The sequence below is a fragment of the Kordiimonas sp. SCSIO 12603 genome (assembly GCF_024398035.1).
Classification (GTDB): domain Bacteria; phylum Pseudomonadota; class Alphaproteobacteria; order Sphingomonadales; family Kordiimonadaceae; genus Kordiimonas.
In genome coordinates, this window is sequence record NZ_CP073748.1 from 2,536,351 (window position 1) to 2,556,125 (window position 19,775).

General features: G+C 46.7%; 19 protein-coding genes and 1 tRNA gene. 11 read left to right on the forward strand and 9 right to left on the reverse strand.

What is annotated here, in order from left to right:
• Positions 1 to 4: 4 nt before the first annotated feature.
• Positions 5 to 484: a helix-turn-helix domain-containing protein gene (locus KFE96_RS11760; RefSeq protein ID WP_255832763.1), complete on the reverse strand. Its 480-nt coding sequence runs from the start codon at positions 482 to 484 to the stop codon at positions 5 to 7.
• Between the two features lie 151 nt (positions 485 to 635).
• On the opposite strand from KFE96_RS11760, the gene KFE96_RS11765 reads away from it, so the two are divergent.
• The 10 genes from KFE96_RS11765 (at position 636) to KFE96_RS11810 (ending at position 10,249) form a co-directional block, all read left to right on the forward strand.
• Positions 636 to 1,361: an SDR family NAD(P)-dependent oxidoreductase gene (locus KFE96_RS11765; RefSeq protein WP_255832764.1), complete on the forward strand. Its 726-nt coding sequence runs from the start codon at positions 636 to 638 to the stop codon at positions 1,359 to 1,361.
• 11 nt (positions 1,362 to 1,372) lie between these two features.
• Entirely contained in the window at positions 1,373 to 1,957 is a 585-nt protein-coding gene (locus tag KFE96_RS11770; protein WP_255832765.1) for a 2-hydroxychromene-2-carboxylate isomerase, read from the forward strand.
• A 165-nt stretch (positions 1,958 to 2,122) separates the two neighbouring features.
• Positions 2,123 to 3,358 carry a DEAD/DEAH box helicase gene (locus tag KFE96_RS11775; protein ID WP_255832766.1) on the forward strand — a complete coding sequence of 412 codons (1,236 nt, stop codon included), beginning with the start codon at positions 2,123 to 2,125 and terminating at the stop codon, positions 3,356 to 3,358.
• 77 nt (positions 3,359 to 3,435) lie between these two features.
• Positions 3,436 to 4,227: an enoyl-CoA hydratase-related protein gene (locus tag KFE96_RS11780; protein WP_255832767.1), complete on the forward strand. Its 792-nt coding sequence runs from the start codon at positions 3,436 to 3,438 to the stop codon at positions 4,225 to 4,227.
• Between the two features lie 80 nt (positions 4,228 to 4,307).
• Positions 4,308 to 5,090, forward strand: a complete 783-nt coding sequence (locus KFE96_RS11785; RefSeq protein WP_247020153.1) for an ABC transporter permease — start codon at positions 4,308 to 4,310, stop codon at positions 5,088 to 5,090.
• Positions 5,090 to 5,860, forward strand: a complete 771-nt coding sequence (locus KFE96_RS11790) for an ABC transporter ATP-binding protein (RefSeq protein ID WP_255832768.1) — start codon at positions 5,090 to 5,092, stop codon at positions 5,858 to 5,860. The genes KFE96_RS11785 and KFE96_RS11790 overlap by 1 nt, the downstream gene beginning before the upstream one ends.
• Entirely contained in the window at positions 5,860 to 7,230 is a 1,371-nt protein-coding gene (gene radA / locus KFE96_RS11795) for a DNA repair protein RadA (RefSeq protein WP_255832769.1), read from the forward strand. The genes KFE96_RS11790 and radA overlap by 1 nt, the downstream gene beginning before the upstream one ends.
• A gap of 18 nt (positions 7,231 to 7,248) precedes the next feature.
• Positions 7,249 to 7,923: a CvpA family protein gene (locus KFE96_RS11800; RefSeq protein WP_247020160.1), complete on the forward strand. Its 675-nt coding sequence runs from the start codon at positions 7,249 to 7,251 to the stop codon at positions 7,921 to 7,923.
• A 106-nt stretch (positions 7,924 to 8,029) separates the two neighbouring features.
• Positions 8,030 to 9,508 carry an amidophosphoribosyltransferase gene (gene purF, locus KFE96_RS11805; RefSeq protein ID WP_255832770.1) on the forward strand — a complete coding sequence of 493 codons (1,479 nt, stop codon included), beginning with the start codon at positions 8,030 to 8,032 and terminating at the stop codon, positions 9,506 to 9,508.
• Between the two features lie 3 nt (positions 9,509 to 9,511).
• Positions 9,512 to 10,249 (forward strand): SDR family NAD(P)-dependent oxidoreductase, encoded by a 738-nt coding sequence (locus KFE96_RS11810; protein ID WP_255832771.1) that lies wholly within the window; start codon positions 9,512 to 9,514, stop codon positions 10,247 to 10,249.
• Positions 10,250 to 10,296: 47 nt separating this feature from the next.
• Here KFE96_RS11810 and meaB read toward each other — a convergent pair whose 3' ends face one another.
• The 7 genes from meaB to KFE96_RS11845 all read right to left on the reverse strand — a co-directional run bounded on the left by meaB (position 10,297) and on the right by KFE96_RS11845 (position 18,463).
• On the reverse strand, positions 10,297 to 11,286 hold the full coding sequence (gene meaB / locus KFE96_RS11815; RefSeq protein ID WP_247020166.1) for a methylmalonyl Co-A mutase-associated GTPase MeaB: 990 nt from the start codon (positions 11,284 to 11,286) through the stop codon (positions 10,297 to 10,299).
• 18 nt (positions 11,287 to 11,304) lie between these two features.
• Positions 11,305 to 13,449, reverse strand: a complete 2,145-nt coding sequence (scpA, locus tag KFE96_RS11820; RefSeq protein WP_255832772.1) for a methylmalonyl-CoA mutase — start codon at positions 13,447 to 13,449, stop codon at positions 11,305 to 11,307.
• On the reverse strand, positions 13,446 to 15,287 hold the full coding sequence (locus KFE96_RS11825) for a methylmalonyl-CoA mutase family protein (protein ID WP_255832773.1): 1,842 nt from the start codon (positions 15,285 to 15,287) through the stop codon (positions 13,446 to 13,448). Before KFE96_RS11825 ends, scpA begins: the two co-directional genes overlap by 4 nt.
• A gap of 84 nt (positions 15,288 to 15,371) precedes the next feature.
• Positions 15,372 to 16,178, reverse strand: coding sequence for a sulfite exporter TauE/SafE family protein (locus KFE96_RS11830; protein WP_255832774.1), 807 nt, complete (start codon positions 16,176 to 16,178; stop codon positions 15,372 to 15,374).
• A gap of 4 nt (positions 16,179 to 16,182) precedes the next feature.
• Positions 16,183 to 16,497, reverse strand: a complete 315-nt coding sequence (locus KFE96_RS11835; protein ID WP_255832775.1) for a hypothetical protein — start codon at positions 16,495 to 16,497, stop codon at positions 16,183 to 16,185.
• Between the two features lie 255 nt (positions 16,498 to 16,752).
• Positions 16,753 to 16,829: transfer RNA gene (locus KFE96_RS11840), tRNA-Pro, on the reverse strand.
• 80 nt (positions 16,830 to 16,909) lie between these two features.
• On the reverse strand, positions 16,910 to 18,463 hold the full coding sequence (locus tag KFE96_RS11845) for a Rieske (2Fe-2S) protein (RefSeq protein ID WP_255832776.1): 1,554 nt from the start codon (positions 18,461 to 18,463) through the stop codon (positions 16,910 to 16,912).
• Between the two features lie 207 nt (positions 18,464 to 18,670).
• Here KFE96_RS11845 and KFE96_RS11850 point away from each other — a divergent pair, with 207 nt between their 5' ends.
• Positions 18,671 to 19,291, forward strand: a complete 621-nt coding sequence (locus tag KFE96_RS11850) for a metalloregulator ArsR/SmtB family transcription factor (protein ID WP_255832777.1) — start codon at positions 18,671 to 18,673, stop codon at positions 19,289 to 19,291.
• Here KFE96_RS11850 and KFE96_RS11855 read toward each other — a convergent pair.
• Positions 19,288 to 19,761: a MerR family transcriptional regulator gene (locus KFE96_RS11855; RefSeq protein ID WP_255832778.1), complete on the reverse strand. Its 474-nt coding sequence runs from the start codon at positions 19,759 to 19,761 to the stop codon at positions 19,288 to 19,290. The two genes, KFE96_RS11850 and KFE96_RS11855, sit on opposite strands and share 4 nt — an antisense overlap.
• Between the last annotated feature and the right edge of the window lie 14 nt (positions 19,762 to 19,775).

Genomic DNA, 19,775 nt, shown 5'->3' on the forward strand with positions numbered 1-19,775 from the left:
GCAGCTATTCAGCTGCCTTTTTCATTAGCATTTCTTTGGCAGCCGGTGAAAACCGTGAAGTTAAGTCCTCTCTTGGAATAACGTCACCCTCAGCATTTCTGATGCCTTGATAAGGTATAGATATACCACTTCTTTTATCCAGCAGCTCAAGTGGCGGTCCACTTTCATGTGGCTCCCACTTGTCACCCCACTGCATCAATGCAACGAGCACAGGCTGCAGGTCCCAGCCCTTTTCTGTAAGAATATACTCACTGTACTTCGACCCATTTCTGTCCGGGATTTTTTTCATGATTCCGGCTTCCGTAAGGTCCTTCAGGCGGGCAGACAGGATATTCTTAGCGATACCCAAACTTTCCTGAAACTCGCGAAATCGCGTTTGTCCGTAAAAAGCATTACGTACAATCATAAATGACCACCAGTGTCCCACATGATCAAGCGTTCTAGCTACAGAACACGGCATTTCTGAAAAGGATGTGCGTTTCACACATTGCTCCACTATAACTGGTTGCATCATTAAACAAGAATCATTACGATCCATTTAGTTTCATTATAAAACCACACTGATCATACTTTGATCCATTGGTTTTATCAATGTGTAGCTTCAAATGACGCTACGTTACGCTTGGGGAATTAAAATGGTAGAAAAAATTGCCTTAATTATAGGCGCCGGCGATGCAATCGGTAGCGCAATAGTGAGAAAGTTTGCTGCTAAAGGCTTAACCGTATGCGCAGCCCGTAGAAACGGCGACAAACTCACCCCACTTATTCAAGAATTAAGTGAAGCTGGTATGAAAGCTCATGCCTTCAGTTGCGATGCTCGTAAGGAAGAAGAAATTACCAACCTCTTCAAACATATTGAAGAAAACATTGGTGAACTTGATGTAGTTATCTTCAATGTAGGTGCCAATGTACCGATGAGCATTCTTGAAACTGACAGTCGGAAGTTCTTTAAGATATGGGAAATGGCATGTTTTGCTGGTTTCCTGAGCGGCAGAGAAGCTGCACGCTACATGACCAAGCGCAAACAAGGAACGATTATCTTTACTGGTGCCACCGCCAGTATGCGTGGCGCTGCCGGTTTTGCAGCATTCGCAAGCGCTAAACACGGTCTTAGAGCGCTCGCCCAAAGCATGGCACGCGAACTTGGCCCTCAGAATATACATGTAGCGCATGTAGTTATTGATGCCGCAGTCGATACAAAATGGATACAAGGCTTCTTGCCGGACTATGCCGATAAGAAAGCAAATGAAGGTATCGTCGAACCATCTGATTTAGCTAAGAATTATATCCACCTATATGAGCAACCGAAAAATGCCTGGACGTTTGAACTGGATGTTCGGCCCTATATAGAAAAATGGTAAGGGAATTTAACATGACAGAACTTGATTTTTACTTTGATTTTGGTAGCCCAACAGCCTTTCTTGCATACAAGCGCCTTCAACAATTAAAAAAACAGTATGACCTGCACATCACATATAAGCCCATGCTTTTAGGTGGCGTCTTTAAAGCCACGGGAAATAGCTCTCCAGCCTTTATCCCTGCTAAAGGCCAGTATATGATGATGCATGACCTACCCCGGTTTCAGAAACGCTATGGTGTGAACTTTAAACACAACCCTCATTTTCCAATCAATACACTACCTTTGATGCGTGCAGCACTTGCGGCAGAACAACTTGGCTGCTTTGATAGCTTTATTGAAGCAACTTTCAATGCCATGTGGATTGATGAAAAAAATATGGGAGATCTGGAGGTAATTAGCTCCGTTCTTTCAGAAGCTGGCCTTGATACGGCGGCCATTTTTGAAGCATCACAGTCATCTGATGTTAAATCAGGTCTGATCAAAGCAACAGAAGAAGCTGTTGAACGCGGAGTGTTTGGTGCCCCAACCATGTTTATTGGTGATGAAATGTTCTTCGGACAAGACCGGCTGGATTTTGTAGAAGGTCACCTTAAATAGCGTTAATCAGGAATTACCGCTCTCTCTGAGTGGTAATTCGCACACCCTTTCCTTCTAAAACCTCACTTTTACCCCATATTTCGCACGAAATTGCTTTCATTGATTGACATTCGGATGCGGAAACCTATTCTGCCGCCAAACTGGTTTTGAGAAATGGTAGATTACATGGGTTTTGATCTCTTAGGATTAAGTGAACCAACTTTGGCAGCGGTTTCAGAAGCGGGCTATGATAAGCCTACTCCTATTCAGGCGCAGGCTATTCCGCAATGCCTGATGGGCCGTGATGTTCTAGGGATCGCTCAAACAGGTACAGGTAAAACTGCATCTTTCACTCTTCCAATGATTGATATCCTGACAGAAGGCCGCGCCCGCGCCCGTATGCCACGCTCTCTTATTCTTGAGCCTACCCGGGAATTAGCTGCTCAGGTAGCTGAGAGCTTTGAGAAATACGGTAAGAACCACAAACTATCCATGGCGCTTCTGATTGGTGGTGTAAACTTTGCTGATCAAGAAAAGGCACTAGACCGCGGTGTAGATGTTCTTATCGCAACACCAGGGCGTCTGCTTGATCACTTTGAACGCGGTAAACTGCTTCTTAACGGTATTGATATTCTCGTAATTGATGAAGCAGACCGTATGCTTGATATGGGCTTCATTCCTGACGTTGAGAAAATCTGCGAACGCATTACGAAGAAGCACCAAACACTATTTTTCTCAGCCACAATGGCAAAGCCAATCCAGAAACTTACAGACCGTTTCCTTGATGACCCTAAAAAGATTGAAGTCGCTCGTGCATCTTCAACTGCCCAAACCATCGAGCAATCCGTTGTAACAGTACATTACCGAGAAAAACGTAAAGCACTTCGCAAGCTGCTTAAGGAAGAGAATATCACTAACGGTATTATCTTTTGTAACCGCAAACGTGATGTGAAAGATGTATACGATTCACTGCACCGTCACGGCTTCAGCGTAGGCCAATTACATGGTGATATGGCACAAAGTGAGCGCCTGGAAGTTCTTCAAGGCTTTAAAGACAATAAAATTCAAACACTTGTAGCTTCTGATGTTGCGGCTCGTGGCCTTGATGTTGCTGATTTGAGCCACGTATTCAATTTTGATGTACCAAACCATGCTGAAGATTACGTACACCGTATTGGTCGTACGGGCCGTGCAGGTAAAAAAGGTAAAGCCATCACCTTCTCAACAGGCGGTAAGGACGACACTCGGTACCTTAAGGCGATCGAAGACCTAACAGGAAAGAAAATTCCTGATGGCGGTAAGATTGATCTTACACCGCCAAAACCAAAGCTTGCCTCAGACGATATGCCTAAAGAACCATTTGTTGGCTTTGGCCCAGCTACTCCTGCCTTTTTCCATACTGAAATAGCTGCATCTAAATAACATTTAGCTTGCCCATAAAGCATGTTGTTCTAGTTCATCTTTTCATAACGACATGCTCAGGTGGGAGGAACAAGCAAATGTCAAATTATGAAAATATCCTGTTTGATATCAGTGATGGCCTAGCAACGATCACATTAAATCGCCCTGACCGTCTGAATGCGTTAAGCAACGGTATGAAAGCAGATATGCTTGATGCCGTCCGTAAAATCGCTCTCCCTGATAGCGGCGTACGCGCCCTTCTGATCACAGGGAATGGTCGAGGTTTCTGCGCAGGAGCAGATTTGGCAGAGGGAGGGCTCGGCGCAGGCACAGCAGACCCTGGCGCCAACTTGATGGAAACCTACCACCCTCTTCTTCTAGAGCTCTCAGAACTTAATATACCTGTTGTTTCAGCTGTAAACGGTGTAGCCGCTGGTGCAGGTATGAGTATTGCTATTTCTGCAGATATCGTACTGGCCTCAACATCCGCATACTTCCTTCAAGCCTTTGTGAATATTGGCCTCGTACCAGATGCTGGCAGCACATATATTCTTCCTCGTCTCATTGGCAACGCAAAAGCTAAAGCAATGATGATGCTTGGGGAGAAAATCTCAGCTGAAACAGCACTTGAATGGGGTATGATTTATGATGTTGTCGAAGATGAAAAGCTAACTGACACTGCTTTCACTCTCGCTAGAAAGCTGGCATCAGGCCCGACACAGGCTCTCAACGGCATTAAACAGTTAATCAAAGGCAGCATGAACAACAGCTATGCAGAACAACTTCAAGCAGAAGCAATGACACAGCGCGCAGCTGGCAGAACAACAGACTGTGTTGAAGGTGTAACAGCCTTCCTTCAAAAACGCGAAGCGAACTTTACTGGCCGTTAAATTGCCACTTTTCCTGTTGACTAAAGGTCAGCTAGGTGCGACTAGCGTTTAGAACATATAGGAAACAAACGGGCATTTTAGTGAATAATCCTCTCGCTACAGTAGGCAGTATCATCTTAGGGGCGCTAGCTGAACTTGGTCGGCTAGCCTCATTTGCAGGCAACAGCATCAGCCATATCGTGCGCCCCCCAATTTATTGGCGCCTTATTGCCCAGCAAATGTGGCTAATTGGGTATAACAGCCTGCCCGTTGTGGGCTTGACAGCCCTTTTCACAGGTGCTGCACTCGCACAGCAAATTTATGTAGGCGGTAGCAGGTTTAATGCTGAATCTGTGGTACCCGGCGTTGTAGTGATCGCGATTGTACGAGAGCTTGGCCCTGTACTTGGTGGCTTAATGGTAGCTGGCCGAGTTTCAAGTGCTATGGCAGCTGAGCTCGGCACCATGCGTGTAACCGAGCAAATTGACGCTCTTGTCACCTTATCAACCGACCCATTCAAATATCTTATTGCCCCGCGCCTTCTGGCAGCAGTTATTACACTGCCAATTCTTGTTCTTATCGCGAACATCATCGGTGTTCTCGGTGGTTACTTGATCGGTACAGAACGTTTAGACCTTAACGCCGCAACTTATATTACAGTAACGGTTGATTTCCTTGAGCAAGCAGATGTCGTTTCTTCACTGGTGAAGGCTGCAGTTTTCGGCTTCTTCATTGCACTAATGGGCAGCTATCACGGCTATAACAGCAGAGGCGGCGCCCAAGGCGTTGGTAAAGCAACCACTAATGCTGTGGTCTCTGCCTTTATCGCTATCCTTCTAGCTAACCTCATCATCACAGTAATTGTGTTCGGAGGTGCTGCATAATGTCTTCCATGATCAAACTAGAAAATGTGAAAAAGTCATTTGGGAACAAGCACATTCTGCAAGGGATAAACCTTGAGGTTCAGAAGGGCCAATCGCTTGTTATCATTGGTGGTTCAGGTACTGGTAAGTCAGTAACGCTTAAATGCGTACTGGGTCTGCTGCAGCCGGATAGCGGCTCTATTTACGTTGACGGCAAAGAGACAACCTCTGCCAGTAATAGTGAACGTAAGAAGACCCTTCATAAATTTGGCATGCTTTTTCAGGGCGCGGCTCTCTTCGATAGCATCAAGGTATGGGAAAATGTTGCTTTCGGTCTTGTCCAAGGCAAGGGTCTCAACAAAAAAGATGCTAAAGAAATCGCAATTGAGAAACTACGCCGTGTTGGCCTCTCCCCTGATGTAGGCGAACTATCACCTGCAGAACTCTCAGGGGGCATGCAAAAACGTGTTGGTCTTGCCCGTGCTATTGCTACCGAGCCAGAAATCATCTTTTTTGATGAACCGACGACTGGTCTAGATCCTATTATGGCCGACGTTATCAATGATTTGATTGTTGAATGCGTGAAAGATCTTGGTGCCACCACCATGACTATTACCCATGATATGGCCAGTGCCCGCAAGATAGCAGACCGCATTGCAATGCTTTATAAAGGCGAGATCATCTGGGAAGGCAATAAAGAACAGATCGATAATTCCGGCAATGCATATGTTCAACAATTCATAACAGGCAGTGCACATGGTCCTATTGAAATGGAGCTTTTGAAACCATAATGGCTAAAGTTCTTAAATCATACGTATGCGGCAGTTGCGGTGCAGCTTACCGAAAATGGCAAGGTAAGTGCGATGAATGCAATGAATGGAATACCATTGAAGAAGAAAAAGCTGCAGTTTCAGGCGCACCTAAAGGCCTGAGCGGCAAAAAAGGCAGTCATGTAAACCTGGTTTCCCTTGATGAACCAATTGAAGAAGCCCCTCGCCTTCTCACTGGCATTAGCGAGCTTGATCGGGCCCTCGGTGGTGGCCTTGTGCCAGGTAGTGCCATTCTTATTGGTGGTGACCCAGGCATCGGTAAATCTACCCTGCTTTTGCAGGCTATGGGGGAGCTAGCCAATAAAGGTGAGGACTGCATCTATATCTCTGGTGAGGAAGCAACTGCGCAAGTACAGATGCGCGCAAATCGCCTTGGTCTTAAAGGAGCACCTCTTAAGTTGGGCTGTGAAACCAGCCTTAGGGATATCCTTACGACACTTGATGAAGGCAAGCCTCCCAAAGTAGTGGTAATCGATTCTATCCAGACCCTTTTCGCAGACCATGTAGAATCCGCCCCTGGTACCGTAAGTCAGGTACGCGTGTGCGCTCACGAACTCATTAGTTTCGCAAAACGCCGTGGTACAGTTGTGTTAATCGTAGGCCACGTAACAAAAGATGGCCAAATTGCAGGCCCACGTGTGCTTGAACATATGGTGGATACCGTTCTCTATTTTGAAGGTGATCGTGGCCACCAGTTCCGTATCCTTCGAGCAGTAAAGAACCGTTTTGGTGGCACCGATGAAATCGGCGTCTTTGAAATGACAGGCGGCGGCCTGAATGTGGTGACAAACCCATCAGCCCTATTCCTTGCTGATCATAATAGCCGTGAACCCGGTTCTGCCGTATTCGCGGGCATTGAGGGCTCACGCCCGGTTCTTGTGGAAATTCAGGCGCTCGTTGCTCGATCAAGTGCTGCCAATCCCCGCCGAGCGGTCGTTGGTTGGGACAGTGGTCGTTTGGCAATGGTGCTCGCTGTTCTTGATGCACGAGCAGGCTTAGGCCTTGCAGGCTGCGATGTATATCTAAACGTAGCCGGAGGCCTGAAGGTTACAGAGCCTGCTGCAGACGCCGCTGTTGCTGCAGCACTTATCTCCAGCCTCTCACAAGTTGCACTTCCCGAGGAAACTGTAGTCTTTGGCGAAATCGCCTTATCAGGCGATATTCGAGCTGTTTCACAAACAGAAGCGCGCCTCAAAGAATCAGCTAAACTAGGTTTTTCTCGTGCAATGTTGCCATCCAGCAAAAAAGCTGATGCAGATGCTATTCAGCAACAAGGCATGGCCCGTGTGGGAGACTTGGTTGCACACTTTTTCCCTGAAGGTATAGAATAAGACGAACAGGAGCATATTATGGAAGTTTCAAGCTTAACTGCTTTTGATGTCGGTGTTCTCGCGATTGTTGGCCTCTCTACAATTATGGCCTTTGGGCGCGGCTTTGCCACTGTTGCACTATCTTTTGCAGCATGGGCAGGAGCTCTACTTGCTACCATTTTTGGTACCCAACTTATTCTTCCCTACGCGTCTGAATATATCCAACCTAAGGAACTAGCTGATATTATCAGCTATGTTGGCGTTTTCTTTGTTAGCTTATTCGTTCTTAAGTTTTTAGGGAGCAGTATTGGTTCTGCGATCAAAGACAGCCCTGTTGGCTTCTTAGACCGTTCCCTTGGTGCACTTTTTGGGCTTCTTAGGGGTATGGTCATTGTTTCCATTCTCTATCTAGGTTTCATAAAAATCTTCCCAAATGAGGAGCAACCAGAATGGATGGAACAAGCTCGACTTAAACCTCTTGTGGCGTGGGGCGCTGAAATGCTCGAAGGTTATGCCGCCGAAGCACTTGGCAAAGATCCTAAAAAAGTAGGCGAAGATTATTTGGAAGCTGCAAGCGATGCGGTGGAAAGCCAGTTCATTGAAGAGGCTCGTGAAAGGCTTGCCAAAGAATACAAAGACTTAGACAGGGAAAAGCTTGATGAGCTTCTCAAAGATGTTGTCGAAGAGAAGAAGAAAAAAGACGGCTCAACGTAATATTTCTGCAAAAGTGCAAAATTGCATCTAGTCATTTCAAGCATCAGCGGATATACGGTGCGGGCGGCAAAGAGCCGCGGGTGAAGGTAACTGCAGGACTAATTTCATGGCGAATCAGCTCCCCCTTTCCACCAACCCGTTTGATGATGACAAGCTGCGGGAAGAATGCGGCGTCTTCGGTATCTACGGTACACCAGACGCTACGGCGCACTGTACTCTCGGGTTACACGCACTTCAACACAGAGGGCAGGAAGCTGCCGGCATTACCGCTTTGGATGGAGAAACTTTCCATACCAAGCGCGTTCTTGGTCATGTCGCTGATAATTTTACCAGTCAGGATGTGATCGATAGCTTACCGGGTAATGCCGCCATTGGTCACGTCCGTTATTCCACCACTGGTGATACAATTTTAAGAAACTGTCAGCCGCTCTTTGCAGAATTTGCATCGGGCGGTTTTGCTATTGCACACAATGGCAACCTGACAAACGCAACGCATCTCCGTAAATCGCTGGTGCAGCGCGGCTCCATTTTCCAGAGCACATCTGATACGGAAACAATCATTCACCTGATTGCGACCAGCAAGTTCAGAACTCTGATTGACCGTTTTGTGGATGCTATTGGCCAGATCGAGGGTGCCTACGCACTTGTCAGTCTTACAAAAGAAGGCCTGATTGGTTTCCGTGATCCACTTGGCGTTCGTCCTCTTGTGCTTGGTAAACTCGATAACTCATACATCATGTGCTCAGAGACCTGCGCGCTTGATATTATTGGTGCTGAATATGTACGCGATGTTGAACCAGGCGAGCTGATCATCATCACAGATGAAGGTCTATCAAGCCATAAACCATTTCCTGAAGAGAATGCTCGCCCTTGTATTTTTGAGCATGTTTATTTCTCTCGCCCGGATAGCCTGACTGACGGTATGAGCGTTTATGAAGCTCGTAAAAACATCGGTGCTGAACTAGCACGAGAATTCCCCGTTGATGCGGATATGGTTATACCTGTGCCGGACTCTGGTGTACCTGCTGCTATTGGATATGCGCAGGAAAGCTCTATCCCATTTGAACTTGGCATTATCCGGAACCATTATGTTGGCCGGACATTTATTGAACCAAGTGACCAGATCCGTCACCTCGGTGTAAAACTAAAACTCAATGCCAACAGTAACCAAATCAAAGGCAAGAAAATTGTCCTGATCGATGATTCTATCGTGCGCGGTACAACATCGATGAAAATCGTAACCATGATGCGTGAAGCCGGCGCTGCAGAAGTGCACATGCGTATTGCTTCTCCTCCAACAGCGCATAGCTGTTTCTACGGCGTTGATACGCCAGAGCGGAAAAAGCTCCTCGCTGCTCGTATGGACGTGGATGCGATGAAAGAGCACATTAAAGCTGATTCCCTTGCATTTGTGTCCATTGACGGGCTATACCGCGCAGTGAACCACAAAGAAGGCCGGAACAGCAAATGCCCGGCTTATTGTGATGCATGTTTTACAGGTGAGTATCCAACTTTCCTTACTGATCAAAATCAAAAAGATCAAAGCGAAGATCAGCTGGATATGATTGCCTCTACAGGATCGTAAAGAATGAGTAAAACTCTAGAAGGCCGCTTGGCACTTGTGACAGGCGCATCGCGCGGTATTGGCCGAGAAGTTGCTCTTGAACTCGCAAGACAAGGTGCTGATATCATCGCGATTGCTCGTAACCGTTCTCAGGGTGCCCTTGAAGAATTAGATGATGAAATTCAGGCAATGGGCCGTAATTGCACTATCGCCCCAATGGATATCCGTGATGGTGACGCCATTGACCGCTTAGGCGCGGCTATCTATGAGCGCTGGGGAAAATTAGACATCATGGTGGCTAATGCTGCCGTGCTTGGCCCTATTTCACCGATTGGCCATATTGGCATAAAAGACTGGGCAGAGCTTGTTGAAGTAAACATCACAAGTAATTTCCGCCTCATCCGTTCTATGGATCTTCTTCTCAAGAAGTCTGATGCAGGTCGTGCAATCTTCGTAACATCCGCGGCGGCAGGAAAGCACCGAGCTTACTGGGGCGGTTATGCTGCTACTAAAGCGGCGGTTGAAGAGCTTGCGCTAACATATGCAGCGGAATGCGGTATTACATCAATCCGTGCGAATGTTATTGACCCGGGGCCAATCCGTACACACATGCGCGCACTTGCCGTTCCAGGTGAAGACCCAAACACTCTTCCCACACCTGATCAGATTGCACCACTCTTTGCGGAGCTAGCCTCTCCTGAGTGCGATAAGAATGGCGAAGTAGTTAAATTCTATGATTGGGCGGGTATCAAACGCGCTTAATTAAGAATGAGATAGAGTACAAAAGCCCGGCCAGTTAGCCGGGCTTTTTATTTGGAACTATATAGGGCTAGTAATTTTTCAGTAGCAGTCGACACTGTTGTTTTTCCGTCTTTCACTGCCGCTTCGATACTTTCCCAGTTTCCTGCAACATCTTCAGATGCATAAAAGCTATCCAACAACCTGTCCTGGATTTGGCTTTTGAGCCAATAAAGTCTCTGTTGCTCACGGCGTTGCTGCCTTTCACCAGATGCATCCATTAACTTCCGGTGCTTCTCGACCCGGGCCCATAGTTCCGGCACACCAGTACCAGTAAGGCCAGCACATGCAACAACAGGAGGGTGCCAAGTTGGACTTGCGTCTGTCATGATATGGAGCGCGGATTTATATTCCCGCATCGCTTGCTTGAGTTTCTGCTCAAAGATATCGGCTTTATTGACAGCTACCATATCCGCTAGTTCAAGGATGCCTTTTTTAATCCCCTGTAACTCGTCCCCTGCTCCCGGAAGCATAAGCACAAGGAAGAAATCTACCATATCGGCAACCATAGTTTCCGATTGACCTGTACCAACAGTCTCCACCAGCACGGTATCATACCCAGCAGCCTCAAGGATCACCATCGTTTCGCGGGTTGCTCGAGCGACACCACCCAGCACACCAGCACTTGGACTTGGCCTGATAAAAGCATTTTCATCGGCAGAAAGAAGATCCATCCGAGTTTTATCGCCAAGGATTGAACCTCCGGTTCGGGAGCTAGACGGATCTACTGCTAACACCGCTACCTTATGGCCTTCACCTGTGAGCCAACAGCCCAGATTTTCAATAAAGGTAGACTTGCCAACGCCCGGCACGCCAGAAATACCAACCCTCTGCGCTTTACCTGCGAATGGAAGAAGTTTGTGTAAAAGCTCTTGTGCTTTTTCTTGATGCTTTGCGTTGCGGCTTTCAACAAGTGTGATCGCACGACCAATCATCGCTCGATCACCTGTTCTTACCGCTTCAAAAAGCGTCTCTACTGAAAGCTGGTTAATAGAAACCACGTAGCATTTTCCTATGCTTTATTCGCTGTAACCAAGCTTATCGCTAAGCTTACCAAGAAGTTCTTCTGCAGCAGCCGTAATAACCGTACCCGGCGGGAAAATAGCCTCTGCACCAGCTTCATACAGCGCATCATAATCCTGCGGCGGGATAACCCCTCCTGCAATTACCATAATGTCTTCACGGCCAAGCTTTGCAAGCTCTGCTTTAAGTTCAGGCACAAGTGTTAAATGACCAGCAGCAAGGGATGAAGCACCGATCACGTGTACATCATTTTCAACGCCTTGACGTGCCACTTCAGCTGGTGTTTGGAACAGTGGTCCGATATCAACATCAAAACCGAGGTCCGCATATCCAGAAGCAACTACCTTCTGGCCACGATCGTGACCATCTTGCCCCATTTTTGCGATAAGAATACGTGGGCGACGGCCATCATTTTCCTCAAAAGCATCAACTAGCTCATGAACCCGCTTAACCGCTGGGTTGTTCTTACCAACTTCCGCTCTGTAAACACCTGTCACCGCTCTGATCTCCGCTTTATGACGACCATACACTTTTTCAAGCGCATCAGAAATCTCACCAACAGTGGCCTTCGCACGTGCAGCGTTAATTGCCAGCGCCATCAGGTTACCTTCACCGCTTTCCGCGGCGTTTGAAAGCGCATTCAAATGGCCTTCAACTTCTGTCTGATCACGTTCAACACGAAGTTTCGCAAGCTTTTCAAGCTGTGCCGCACGTACGGCACTGTTATCAACTTTGAGAACATCAATATCTTCGGTTTCATCAAGTTGGTATTTATTTACGCCAACCACTGTCTGGCGGCCACTATCAATACGCGCTTGGGTGCGGGCTGCAGCATCTTCAATGCGGAGTTTCGGGATACCAGCTTCAATAGCTTTCGCCATACCACCTTCAGCTTCAACTTCCTGAATGTGCGCCCATGCTTTTTCAGCCAGATCTGCCGTTAGCTTCTCGACGTAATAGCTGCCTGCCCATGGGTCAATCACACGGTTCGTACCTGTTTCCTGCTGAATAAACAGCTGAGTGTTCCGAGCAATACGCGCCGAGAAATCTGTCGGCAACGCCAGCGCTTCATCGAGAGCGTTCGTGTGCAAGCTTTGCGTATGCCCCTGAGACGCGGCGAGTGCTTCAATACATGTACGAGACACGTTATTGAACACATCCTGCGCAGTTAGCGACCAACCTGAGGTCTGGCAATGTGTACGCAAGGATAGAGATTTTGAATTCTTAGGCTCAAACTGTTTCACAAGCTTTGCCCAAAGCATACGCGCAGCACGCATTTTGGCAACTTCCATGAAATAGTTCATGCCAATCGCCCAGAAGAAACTGAGGCGCGGAGCAAATGCATCAACATCAAGGCCAGCATTCACACCAGCCCGGATATATTCCACACCGTCCGCCAGCGTATAGGCAAGCTCAAGATCAGCTGTCGCGCCAGCTTCCTGCATGTGATAACCGGAAATAGAAATACTATTAAATTTCGGCATATGCTCTGATGTATAGGCGAAAATATCAGAGATGATGCGCATGGAAGGCGACGGCGGGTAAATATAAGTGTTCCGCACCATAAACTCTTTCAGGATATCATTCTGAATAGTACCGCTCAGCTTTTCAGGGCTTACACCCTGCTCTTCTGCCGCTACTACATAGAGCGCAAGGATCGGCAGTACAGCGCCATTCATTGTCATGGATACTGACATCTGATCTAGCGGGATACCACTGAAAAGCGTGCGCATATCATAAATGCTATCAATCGCCACACCAGCCATACCAACATCGCCAGCCACACGGGGGTGATCGCTATCATAACCGCGGTGTGTCGCCAGATCGAATGCTACAGAAAGGCCTTTCTGACCGGCAGCTAGATTTCGGCGGTAAAACGCGTTTGAATCCTCAGCGGTGGAAAAGCCAGCATACTGGCGAATAGTCCAAGGACGTGTCACATACATTGTTGGATATGGACCGCGCAGGAACGGTGCAACACCGGGACGAGTATCTAGAAAGTCAAGCTCGGCAATATCATTTGCATCATACTGTGGTTTTACAGCGATACCTTCTGGTGTCGCCCAAGCTTCACCAGATACTGTTGATGCAGAAGCTTTTGGGGCAAAGCTAACGTTGGAGAAATCAGGAATACGGCTCATGAATTTTCTCCCATTATATCATAGGCATTTTGTAGTGTTGCGAGCACATTACAGCCCATGAAGATAAAGCTTTCAACACCCGCTGCTTTCAACGCGTCACCGTTTACAGGCTTACCTGCTAAGTAAACATGCTTGGCGTCTTTCAGTGCCGTAGCAACGGCTTCTCCCATTGCTTCATATTGACTATCGCTTGAACACAGAATAGCAAATTCAGCACCTGATTTTTCAAATGCTGTTTTAGCATCATCAGCAGTAGCGATATTTTCACTTTGAACAGCTTCAATACCGCCAGCCTCAAAGAAGTTTTTCGCAAATGTTGAACGTGCTGTGTAATCAGCCGGTGTGCCAAGATTTGCAACAAACACCTGAGCGCGTTTACCGCTTGATTGCAGCATTGCATCACTACGGTCACGTAACGCCTCAAAATCCTCAGCAAGACGGTGATTTGGTAACGGATCAGCTTCACATACGGCTGGTTTCAAATCAGCCATTACTTCAGCAAAAGCTTCAACTTCCTCTATAGTGTCTTCGTGAATGTGCGGGAATTCAGAAACACCTGTTACAGCGTCTTTACGCTTTGAAAGGTTTATACGGCGCTTTTCCCACGCAGTATTCAATTCCTCTTTCAAATCACCACTGGCCAGCAGTGGCGTTACACCACCTTTTGCTTCAAGGCTTTGGAAGTACGCCCACGCCTTTGCAGAAAGGTCAGACGTAATAGTTTCAAAAGCATAAGCGCCAGCAGCAGGATCAGCCACTTTGGAAAGATTACTTTCTTCCTGCAGGACAATTTGGATATTACGGGCGATCCTGCGTGCGAAGCCGCTGGACATACCGATGAGCGCATCATGTGGCATAATACAAATGGTATCAGCACCACCCACGGCCGCCGCAAAACAAGCTGTCGTACCGCGAAGCATATTCACCCAAGGATCACGCACCGTCATCATACGTGCAGAACCAGCCGCAGTGATATTCATCTTGGTATCTTTAACACCGCAAGCTTCTAGAACCTGTTGCCAAAGCAACCGCGCTGCCCTGATCTTCGATACAGTCATATAGACATCTGCATCAGCAGCCACAGTGAAGTGAATATTTTTCGCAGCATCAGACAGTTCAAGGCCTGCTGTTTCCATGGAGCGCAAGTATGAAACCGCTGTAGATAACATCAAGCCAATTTCCTGCGCCTCAGTAGCACCAGCCATATGGTACGGAGTGCTGTCTGCCATAAAGGCCGCCACATGCTGATATTCAGCATAATCTTCAGCAACCTCAACACCCGTGGCTAACGCTTCATCCATAGGCTGAAGCAAACGCCCTGTTTGTGCGAGAGTCCCAATCGGATCAATACCTAAACAGCCTTTTACTTCTTCAGCCTTGTAAGCTCGCTTTTTGAGAAGTCCCAGGAAATTCTTAGATACAGCAGAATATTCCTCACCAGGCACGAGTGAGAAGCCAACCATATTGAGGTAAACACCTTCCAAAGCGTTACCTAATTCGGTTACCGCTATTCCCGGTGTTGCCCCGGAAGCGACTTTAAGAGAAAGCGCACTGGCTCCACGCTCTAGATCATCAAGAATAGCCTGATTGGTCTTCCCTGCATCCGGGGTTGAATGCGCGGCTAATATCTGCCACTCACCTTGTCGGCTTTCAGGCCGCGAGCCCTGCACCATCGTGTCTTTGGTATAAAGTGCATGAATATTGATATCGTCATACGATTTGGAGATCATAGCACGGTCGAAATCCTTACCCTTAAGGGTCTTTTCAACAAGCGCGCGCCATGCCTCATCTGAAGCTGGATCAAACTCTGAAGCGAGTTTTAAGCCTTCTTGTGTCATGGGGCCCAGTCCTTTAGCAACTGACAGGTTATTGTCCTTATTGTTTTGCCGGGAACCTAGCCAAATATTTGCTGCGGTGCAATGTTAAACGGACATCAATAATCTGACGGTAGCCAACACAAGAAACAAACCAAAGGCTATACTCAACAGTCTTTTTGGTATGGCATGAGCAACTTTGGCCCCATATGGTGCACACACCACAGCCGCTATCGCCACTATAACAAGGGATGGAATATGGATAAAACCAACCATCCCGGACGGCAAATCTGCTACATTTAGCCCACCAAATAGATATCCCAAACCACCAGAAACACTAATAACCAACCCTATCAGCGAAGCCGTTCCAACGGCCTTCTGGATAGGAATATTATAGAGTGTAAGATACGGTACAGAGAAGCTGCCCCCACCAATTCCCATAACCGCCGAAAAGAAGCCAATGATCCCTGGATTCAAGTAACGAAATACACCAGAAGGTAAATCTTCACCCAGTTTGTATTTATCCAGTGGTAACAACATTTTGAGAGCAAGCAAAGCGGCTAGTCCTGCAAAAATATAAATAAGCTCTTCTGTTTTTAGTGTTTTCGCAAAAAAAGCACCTGCAACTGCACCAACAGCAATTGCCCACCACCAATCTTTAACAATTGGCCATTCAACTCCACCTTTTTTATGGTGAGCTCTTACACTCGAAAGGTTAGTTGCGACAATGATCGCAAGTGATGTTGCGATTGACGCATGCATACGCCACTCAATAGGCACACCAATACTATCGAAAACGATAAAGAGAGCTGGAATGGTGACAATTCCACCACCGATACCAAGCAACCCTGCTAGAAAGCCAGCAACCATCCCTGCCCCAACAAGTGGGAGCAAATGTTCTATCATTTCCATCATGAAACTACCCTTGAACGCCTAACTTCTTTTCAAAATGTGCCAACTTTGATGGAGGTATTTCCCTGCCAACTTCATCAACTAGAACCTTATCTTCCTTTAACTGAAGCCAAACGGGGACGCCACCATTCCAAAACATCTGATAGCTGGCTTTCGCAAGATCGCTATAAAATGCTTCAGGAGTTTTATTGGTATTCGCAATTACATAACTTTTTTCAAAAGGATTCCAGGATCCCTCATCTTGTGCGAACCGAAACATCACACCCAGTTTATCAGGCCTGCACGCATCTGGCATAGCATCAACCTCTAACCAGGAACACACATAATTCCTACACCCTTCTGGCCGCTTACGGTAACTATCGCACCCGCCAGAGGCGCGAATATGCTTACACCTGGTTGCAGGTGGTTTCAGATAATTAGGGAATTCGACAGCAAGGATAATGCAGCACTCAGAACATGATCCGCACGATTTGGCCACGGCGCACACCACTTCTTAAAATTTCACTCTAAACATTTAGAATTGAAGAAGTATTTGGTCAAACAAAAACCGCTATAGCCAAGCCATAGCGGTTCTTATTGGTCGGAGAGACAGGATTTGAACCTGCGGCCCCTACACCCCCAGTGTAGTGCGCTACCAGACTGCGCTACTCCCCGATTTCAGAGTTATCTTCTGGATGCCGGCGAATATAACGAGCGACATAGAAGTACGCAATATGGCAAATTAAGTTTTTACCTTATTCTCGTTCTACATGAAATTTAGCCTGATATGCTTCTCTCGCGGGCGCTTTCTGCCTCAAATAAGAATGTAGGTAACGATTAAGTGCCGCCAATAATCTATCGGCCGTATCTTGCGAAACAAGATCAAGTAAGCACTCAACAGCACACACCATCTTCAATCGGTGAACTGAATAAATGTACTCACCATAATCCATATTGAAAAGGTTGGCTTTTTGTTGAGCCATAAATAATTTCTGATCGTCCACTTTCCATTTGTCGAATGTGGTTTCCGTAAGAAAAGGTTTATTTCTACCTACAAAGCAAGCCATCTGCAAAAGCCCTGATCGCCAATATTTATTTTCTGCCGTTGCATGAACATAAACTGCCCGAGCAAAGGTAATCGCATGAGTAAAATCAAGCCAACCAATGTTGCGGGCTATAGGTTGTTCAATTGCATTTTGTAAATTTACATCAAAACTCAGCATGTTTTCTGCGGCAGCTAGCAAAAGCTGTTCCCAAAGCTCTTCATAAGGTTGATCAGATTGAACAACAGCCCCCATAACCGCATTAACTGATAATCCTGAAAATGATAATGCCTGCTTATTTTCTTGTGGCCAATTGCTATTAAGAAAGGAGGCGAATTGTCTGAATTCTGGTAATAAATCTTCTCTTGCAGCACCACATAGATGACGTACAAACTGAATAGCCAAGCCTCGCTCAACACTCCTGCCAAGTTGTTCAATTAACCGTTCAGCATGAACAACATAGATAGCTGAATGACCGAATGCTGAGTAATGCTTAAATACCTGATCTAAGAAAACCGGCTTTAGATCAGCAAATCTTAACCCTTCATCAAAAGCAGCCTCACATAAACCCACAGCCATTTCAAAATTCATATCTGCAATTGCTTTGCGGAAAGTTTCTATGCCCCATTCGATTGCGAGGCCGGCTTTGGCGGGGCGGCTCTGTAACCCGTCCCAGGAAAAATGCCCTGTGGCTTCAAGAAATGCTACCAGTCGAAGATCATCATCGTTTCCTGCCAAATCAATCCAGTCAGAAAGTCCAGCGTGTGCATGGCCAAACCCTCGTTCAATCTTATCTTCACTCCACCGGAGCGCTGAAACAGCGTAAGCTTCATATGGCTGTCCTGCTTTCGCACCGCGAGCCAGTGTCCGAGCTAGTCGGCTATAATCATGATCATTCAAAGCGTCTTCAAAGTCGGCCTCGAGTTTCCTGATCATCTCCTCTTTGGAAGGCGGTGTCATATCAAGCCAAAGCTCTCCATTGCGAACTTTAAGCGGATATGTCCGAACAGGATCCCGCCCCATAAGAGGTACACCATCTTTCAGGTTAAAAGTCCAACCATGCCAGTTACAGGAAAGAATACATCCTTCTTTCAGCGAACCTTCCTTAAGAGGGTATCCCTCATGTGGGCACCGATTATCAATGGCATAAAGCCCATCATCGGCAGCTATAATCAAAATCTGCTTACCCGCTAATTTTACGACTGCTCTATCTTCAACCAATAATTCTTCAAGGCTGCCGAGATTTTCCCAATTGTTATTTGTCACGGTTTCCCTCCTCTTCAGCCTGCGACGTGGCTATATCTGCGCGGTCACGGTCAAGCCTTTCAGCGATAAGTTTAGCCCGTGCGATAAAGAGTATTTCCTGTCCCATTTTCAGCCTCCATTAATTAAATAAAAAACTTTAATTAATAAACTGTGGGTTCAGCTTGATTTTTTCAAGTAAAAACTTTAAATAAAATTCAGGAGATGGAAATGAGTACACGCGAAACGATTCTGAAAGAGTTGAAAATCAAGGGAAAAGCGCGCGCTGACGAGCTATCAGAACCGCTGAACTTGACTGCGATGGCAGTCCGCCAACACCTATACCAACTGCAAGAAGAAGGCGCTGTTGAGTGTATTTCTGTCGCGTCTGGTAGAGGGAGGCCCGCGAAATATTGGCGGCTGACAGAGAAATCAAACGTCTATTTTCAAGATGCACACAGGGATCTATCGCTTGATCTGATCTCTGGTATTCGCGATGTACTTGGTGGTGATGCCCTGCTCCAATTGCTGGATCACCGATCAACAAAACAAGAAAAAACTTACAAGGAAGCAATGGCTGAAGCTGATGATCTATCGGAGAAATTAGTTGCCCTCGCGAAAGCGCGATCAAGTGAAGGGTATATGGCTGATGTAACCACAGAAGACGGTGATTTGCTCTTCATTGAAAATCACTGCCCTATCTGTGAAGCAGCCAAGTCCTGCAGTGGTATATGCTCTCAGGAACTTCAGTTATTTCAAAAACTTTTTGAAGATGAAGCTTTTGTCGAAAGATCAGAACATATAGTGGCAGGCGCAAGACGTTGCGCCTACAAAGTATCCAAGAAAAACTAATCCAGTTTTGCTCGCAATGCCTTTAATTGACTTAACACGGAAGAAATTCGTTTATCATCAGACGAGCTTATTGGTTTAGCTTGCTGTTCCACGGGTTGTTTCATAGATGCGGGTGACACTTGTTCTTGCTTTTCAAGAATAGCATCTACAGTCAGTGGCTCATTCTCGCCTTTAGCTAAGGCGATAGTTGCCTTAACACCCTGACTTTTAAATAATTTCTGAACGCCACGGATAGTATAACCGTCCACATGAAGCAGCTGTTTAATAGCAGTAATCAGCTCAACATCTTCCGGCCTATAGTAACGTCGGTTCCCACCTCTTTTCAAAGGTTTGATTTGAGCGAACTTGCTTTCCCAAAACCGCAACACATGCTGCGGCAGATCTAAATATTCTGCAACTTCTGAAATTGTACGAAAGGCTTCACGCCCCTTGCCGCTTTTATCACGGCCCGTGGCAGAATCTTCAGCCATTATAGAAACTCCAA

Bases quoted from the DNA above. Each gene is read 5' to 3' on its own strand.
- KFE96_RS11765 (WP_255832764.1), top strand. From the start codon at position 636: ATGGTAGAAAAAATTGCCTTAATTATAGGCGCCGGCGATGCAATCGGT.
- KFE96_RS11770 (WP_255832765.1), top strand. From the start codon at position 1,373: ATGACAGAACTTGATTTTTACTTTGATTTTGGTAGCCCAACAGCCTTT.
- KFE96_RS11775 (WP_255832766.1), top strand. From the start codon at position 2,123: ATGGGTTTTGATCTCTTAGGATTAAGTGAACCAACTTTGGCAGCGGTT.
- KFE96_RS11780 (WP_255832767.1), top strand. From the start codon at position 3,436: ATGTCAAATTATGAAAATATCCTGTTTGATATCAGTGATGGCCTAGCA.
- KFE96_RS11790 (WP_255832768.1), top strand. From the start codon at position 5,090: ATGTCTTCCATGATCAAACTAGAAAATGTGAAAAAGTCATTTGGGAAC.
- radA (WP_255832769.1), top strand. From the start codon at position 5,860: ATGGCTAAAGTTCTTAAATCATACGTATGCGGCAGTTGCGGTGCAGCT.
- KFE96_RS11800 (WP_247020160.1), top strand. From the start codon at position 7,249: ATGGAAGTTTCAAGCTTAACTGCTTTTGATGTCGGTGTTCTCGCGATT.
- purF (WP_255832770.1), top strand. From the start codon at position 8,030: ATGGCGAATCAGCTCCCCCTTTCCACCAACCCGTTTGATGATGACAAG.
- KFE96_RS11810 (WP_255832771.1), top strand. From the start codon at position 9,512: ATGAGTAAAACTCTAGAAGGCCGCTTGGCACTTGTGACAGGCGCATCG.
- scpA (WP_255832772.1), bottom strand. From the start codon at position 13,449: ATGAGCCGTATTCCTGATTTCTCCAACGTTAGCTTTGCCCCAAAAGCT.
- KFE96_RS11825 (WP_255832773.1), bottom strand. From the start codon at position 15,287: ATGACACAAGAAGGCTTAAAACTCGCTTCAGAGTTTGATCCAGCTTCA.
- KFE96_RS11830 (WP_255832774.1), bottom strand. From the start codon at position 16,178: ATGATGGAAATGATAGAACATTTGCTCCCACTTGTTGGGGCAGGGATG.
- KFE96_RS11850 (WP_255832777.1), top strand. From the start codon at position 18,671: ATGAGTACACGCGAAACGATTCTGAAAGAGTTGAAAATCAAGGGAAAA.
- KFE96_RS11855 (WP_255832778.1), bottom strand. From the start codon at position 19,761: ATGGCTGAAGATTCTGCCACGGGCCGTGATAAAAGCGGCAAGGGGCGT.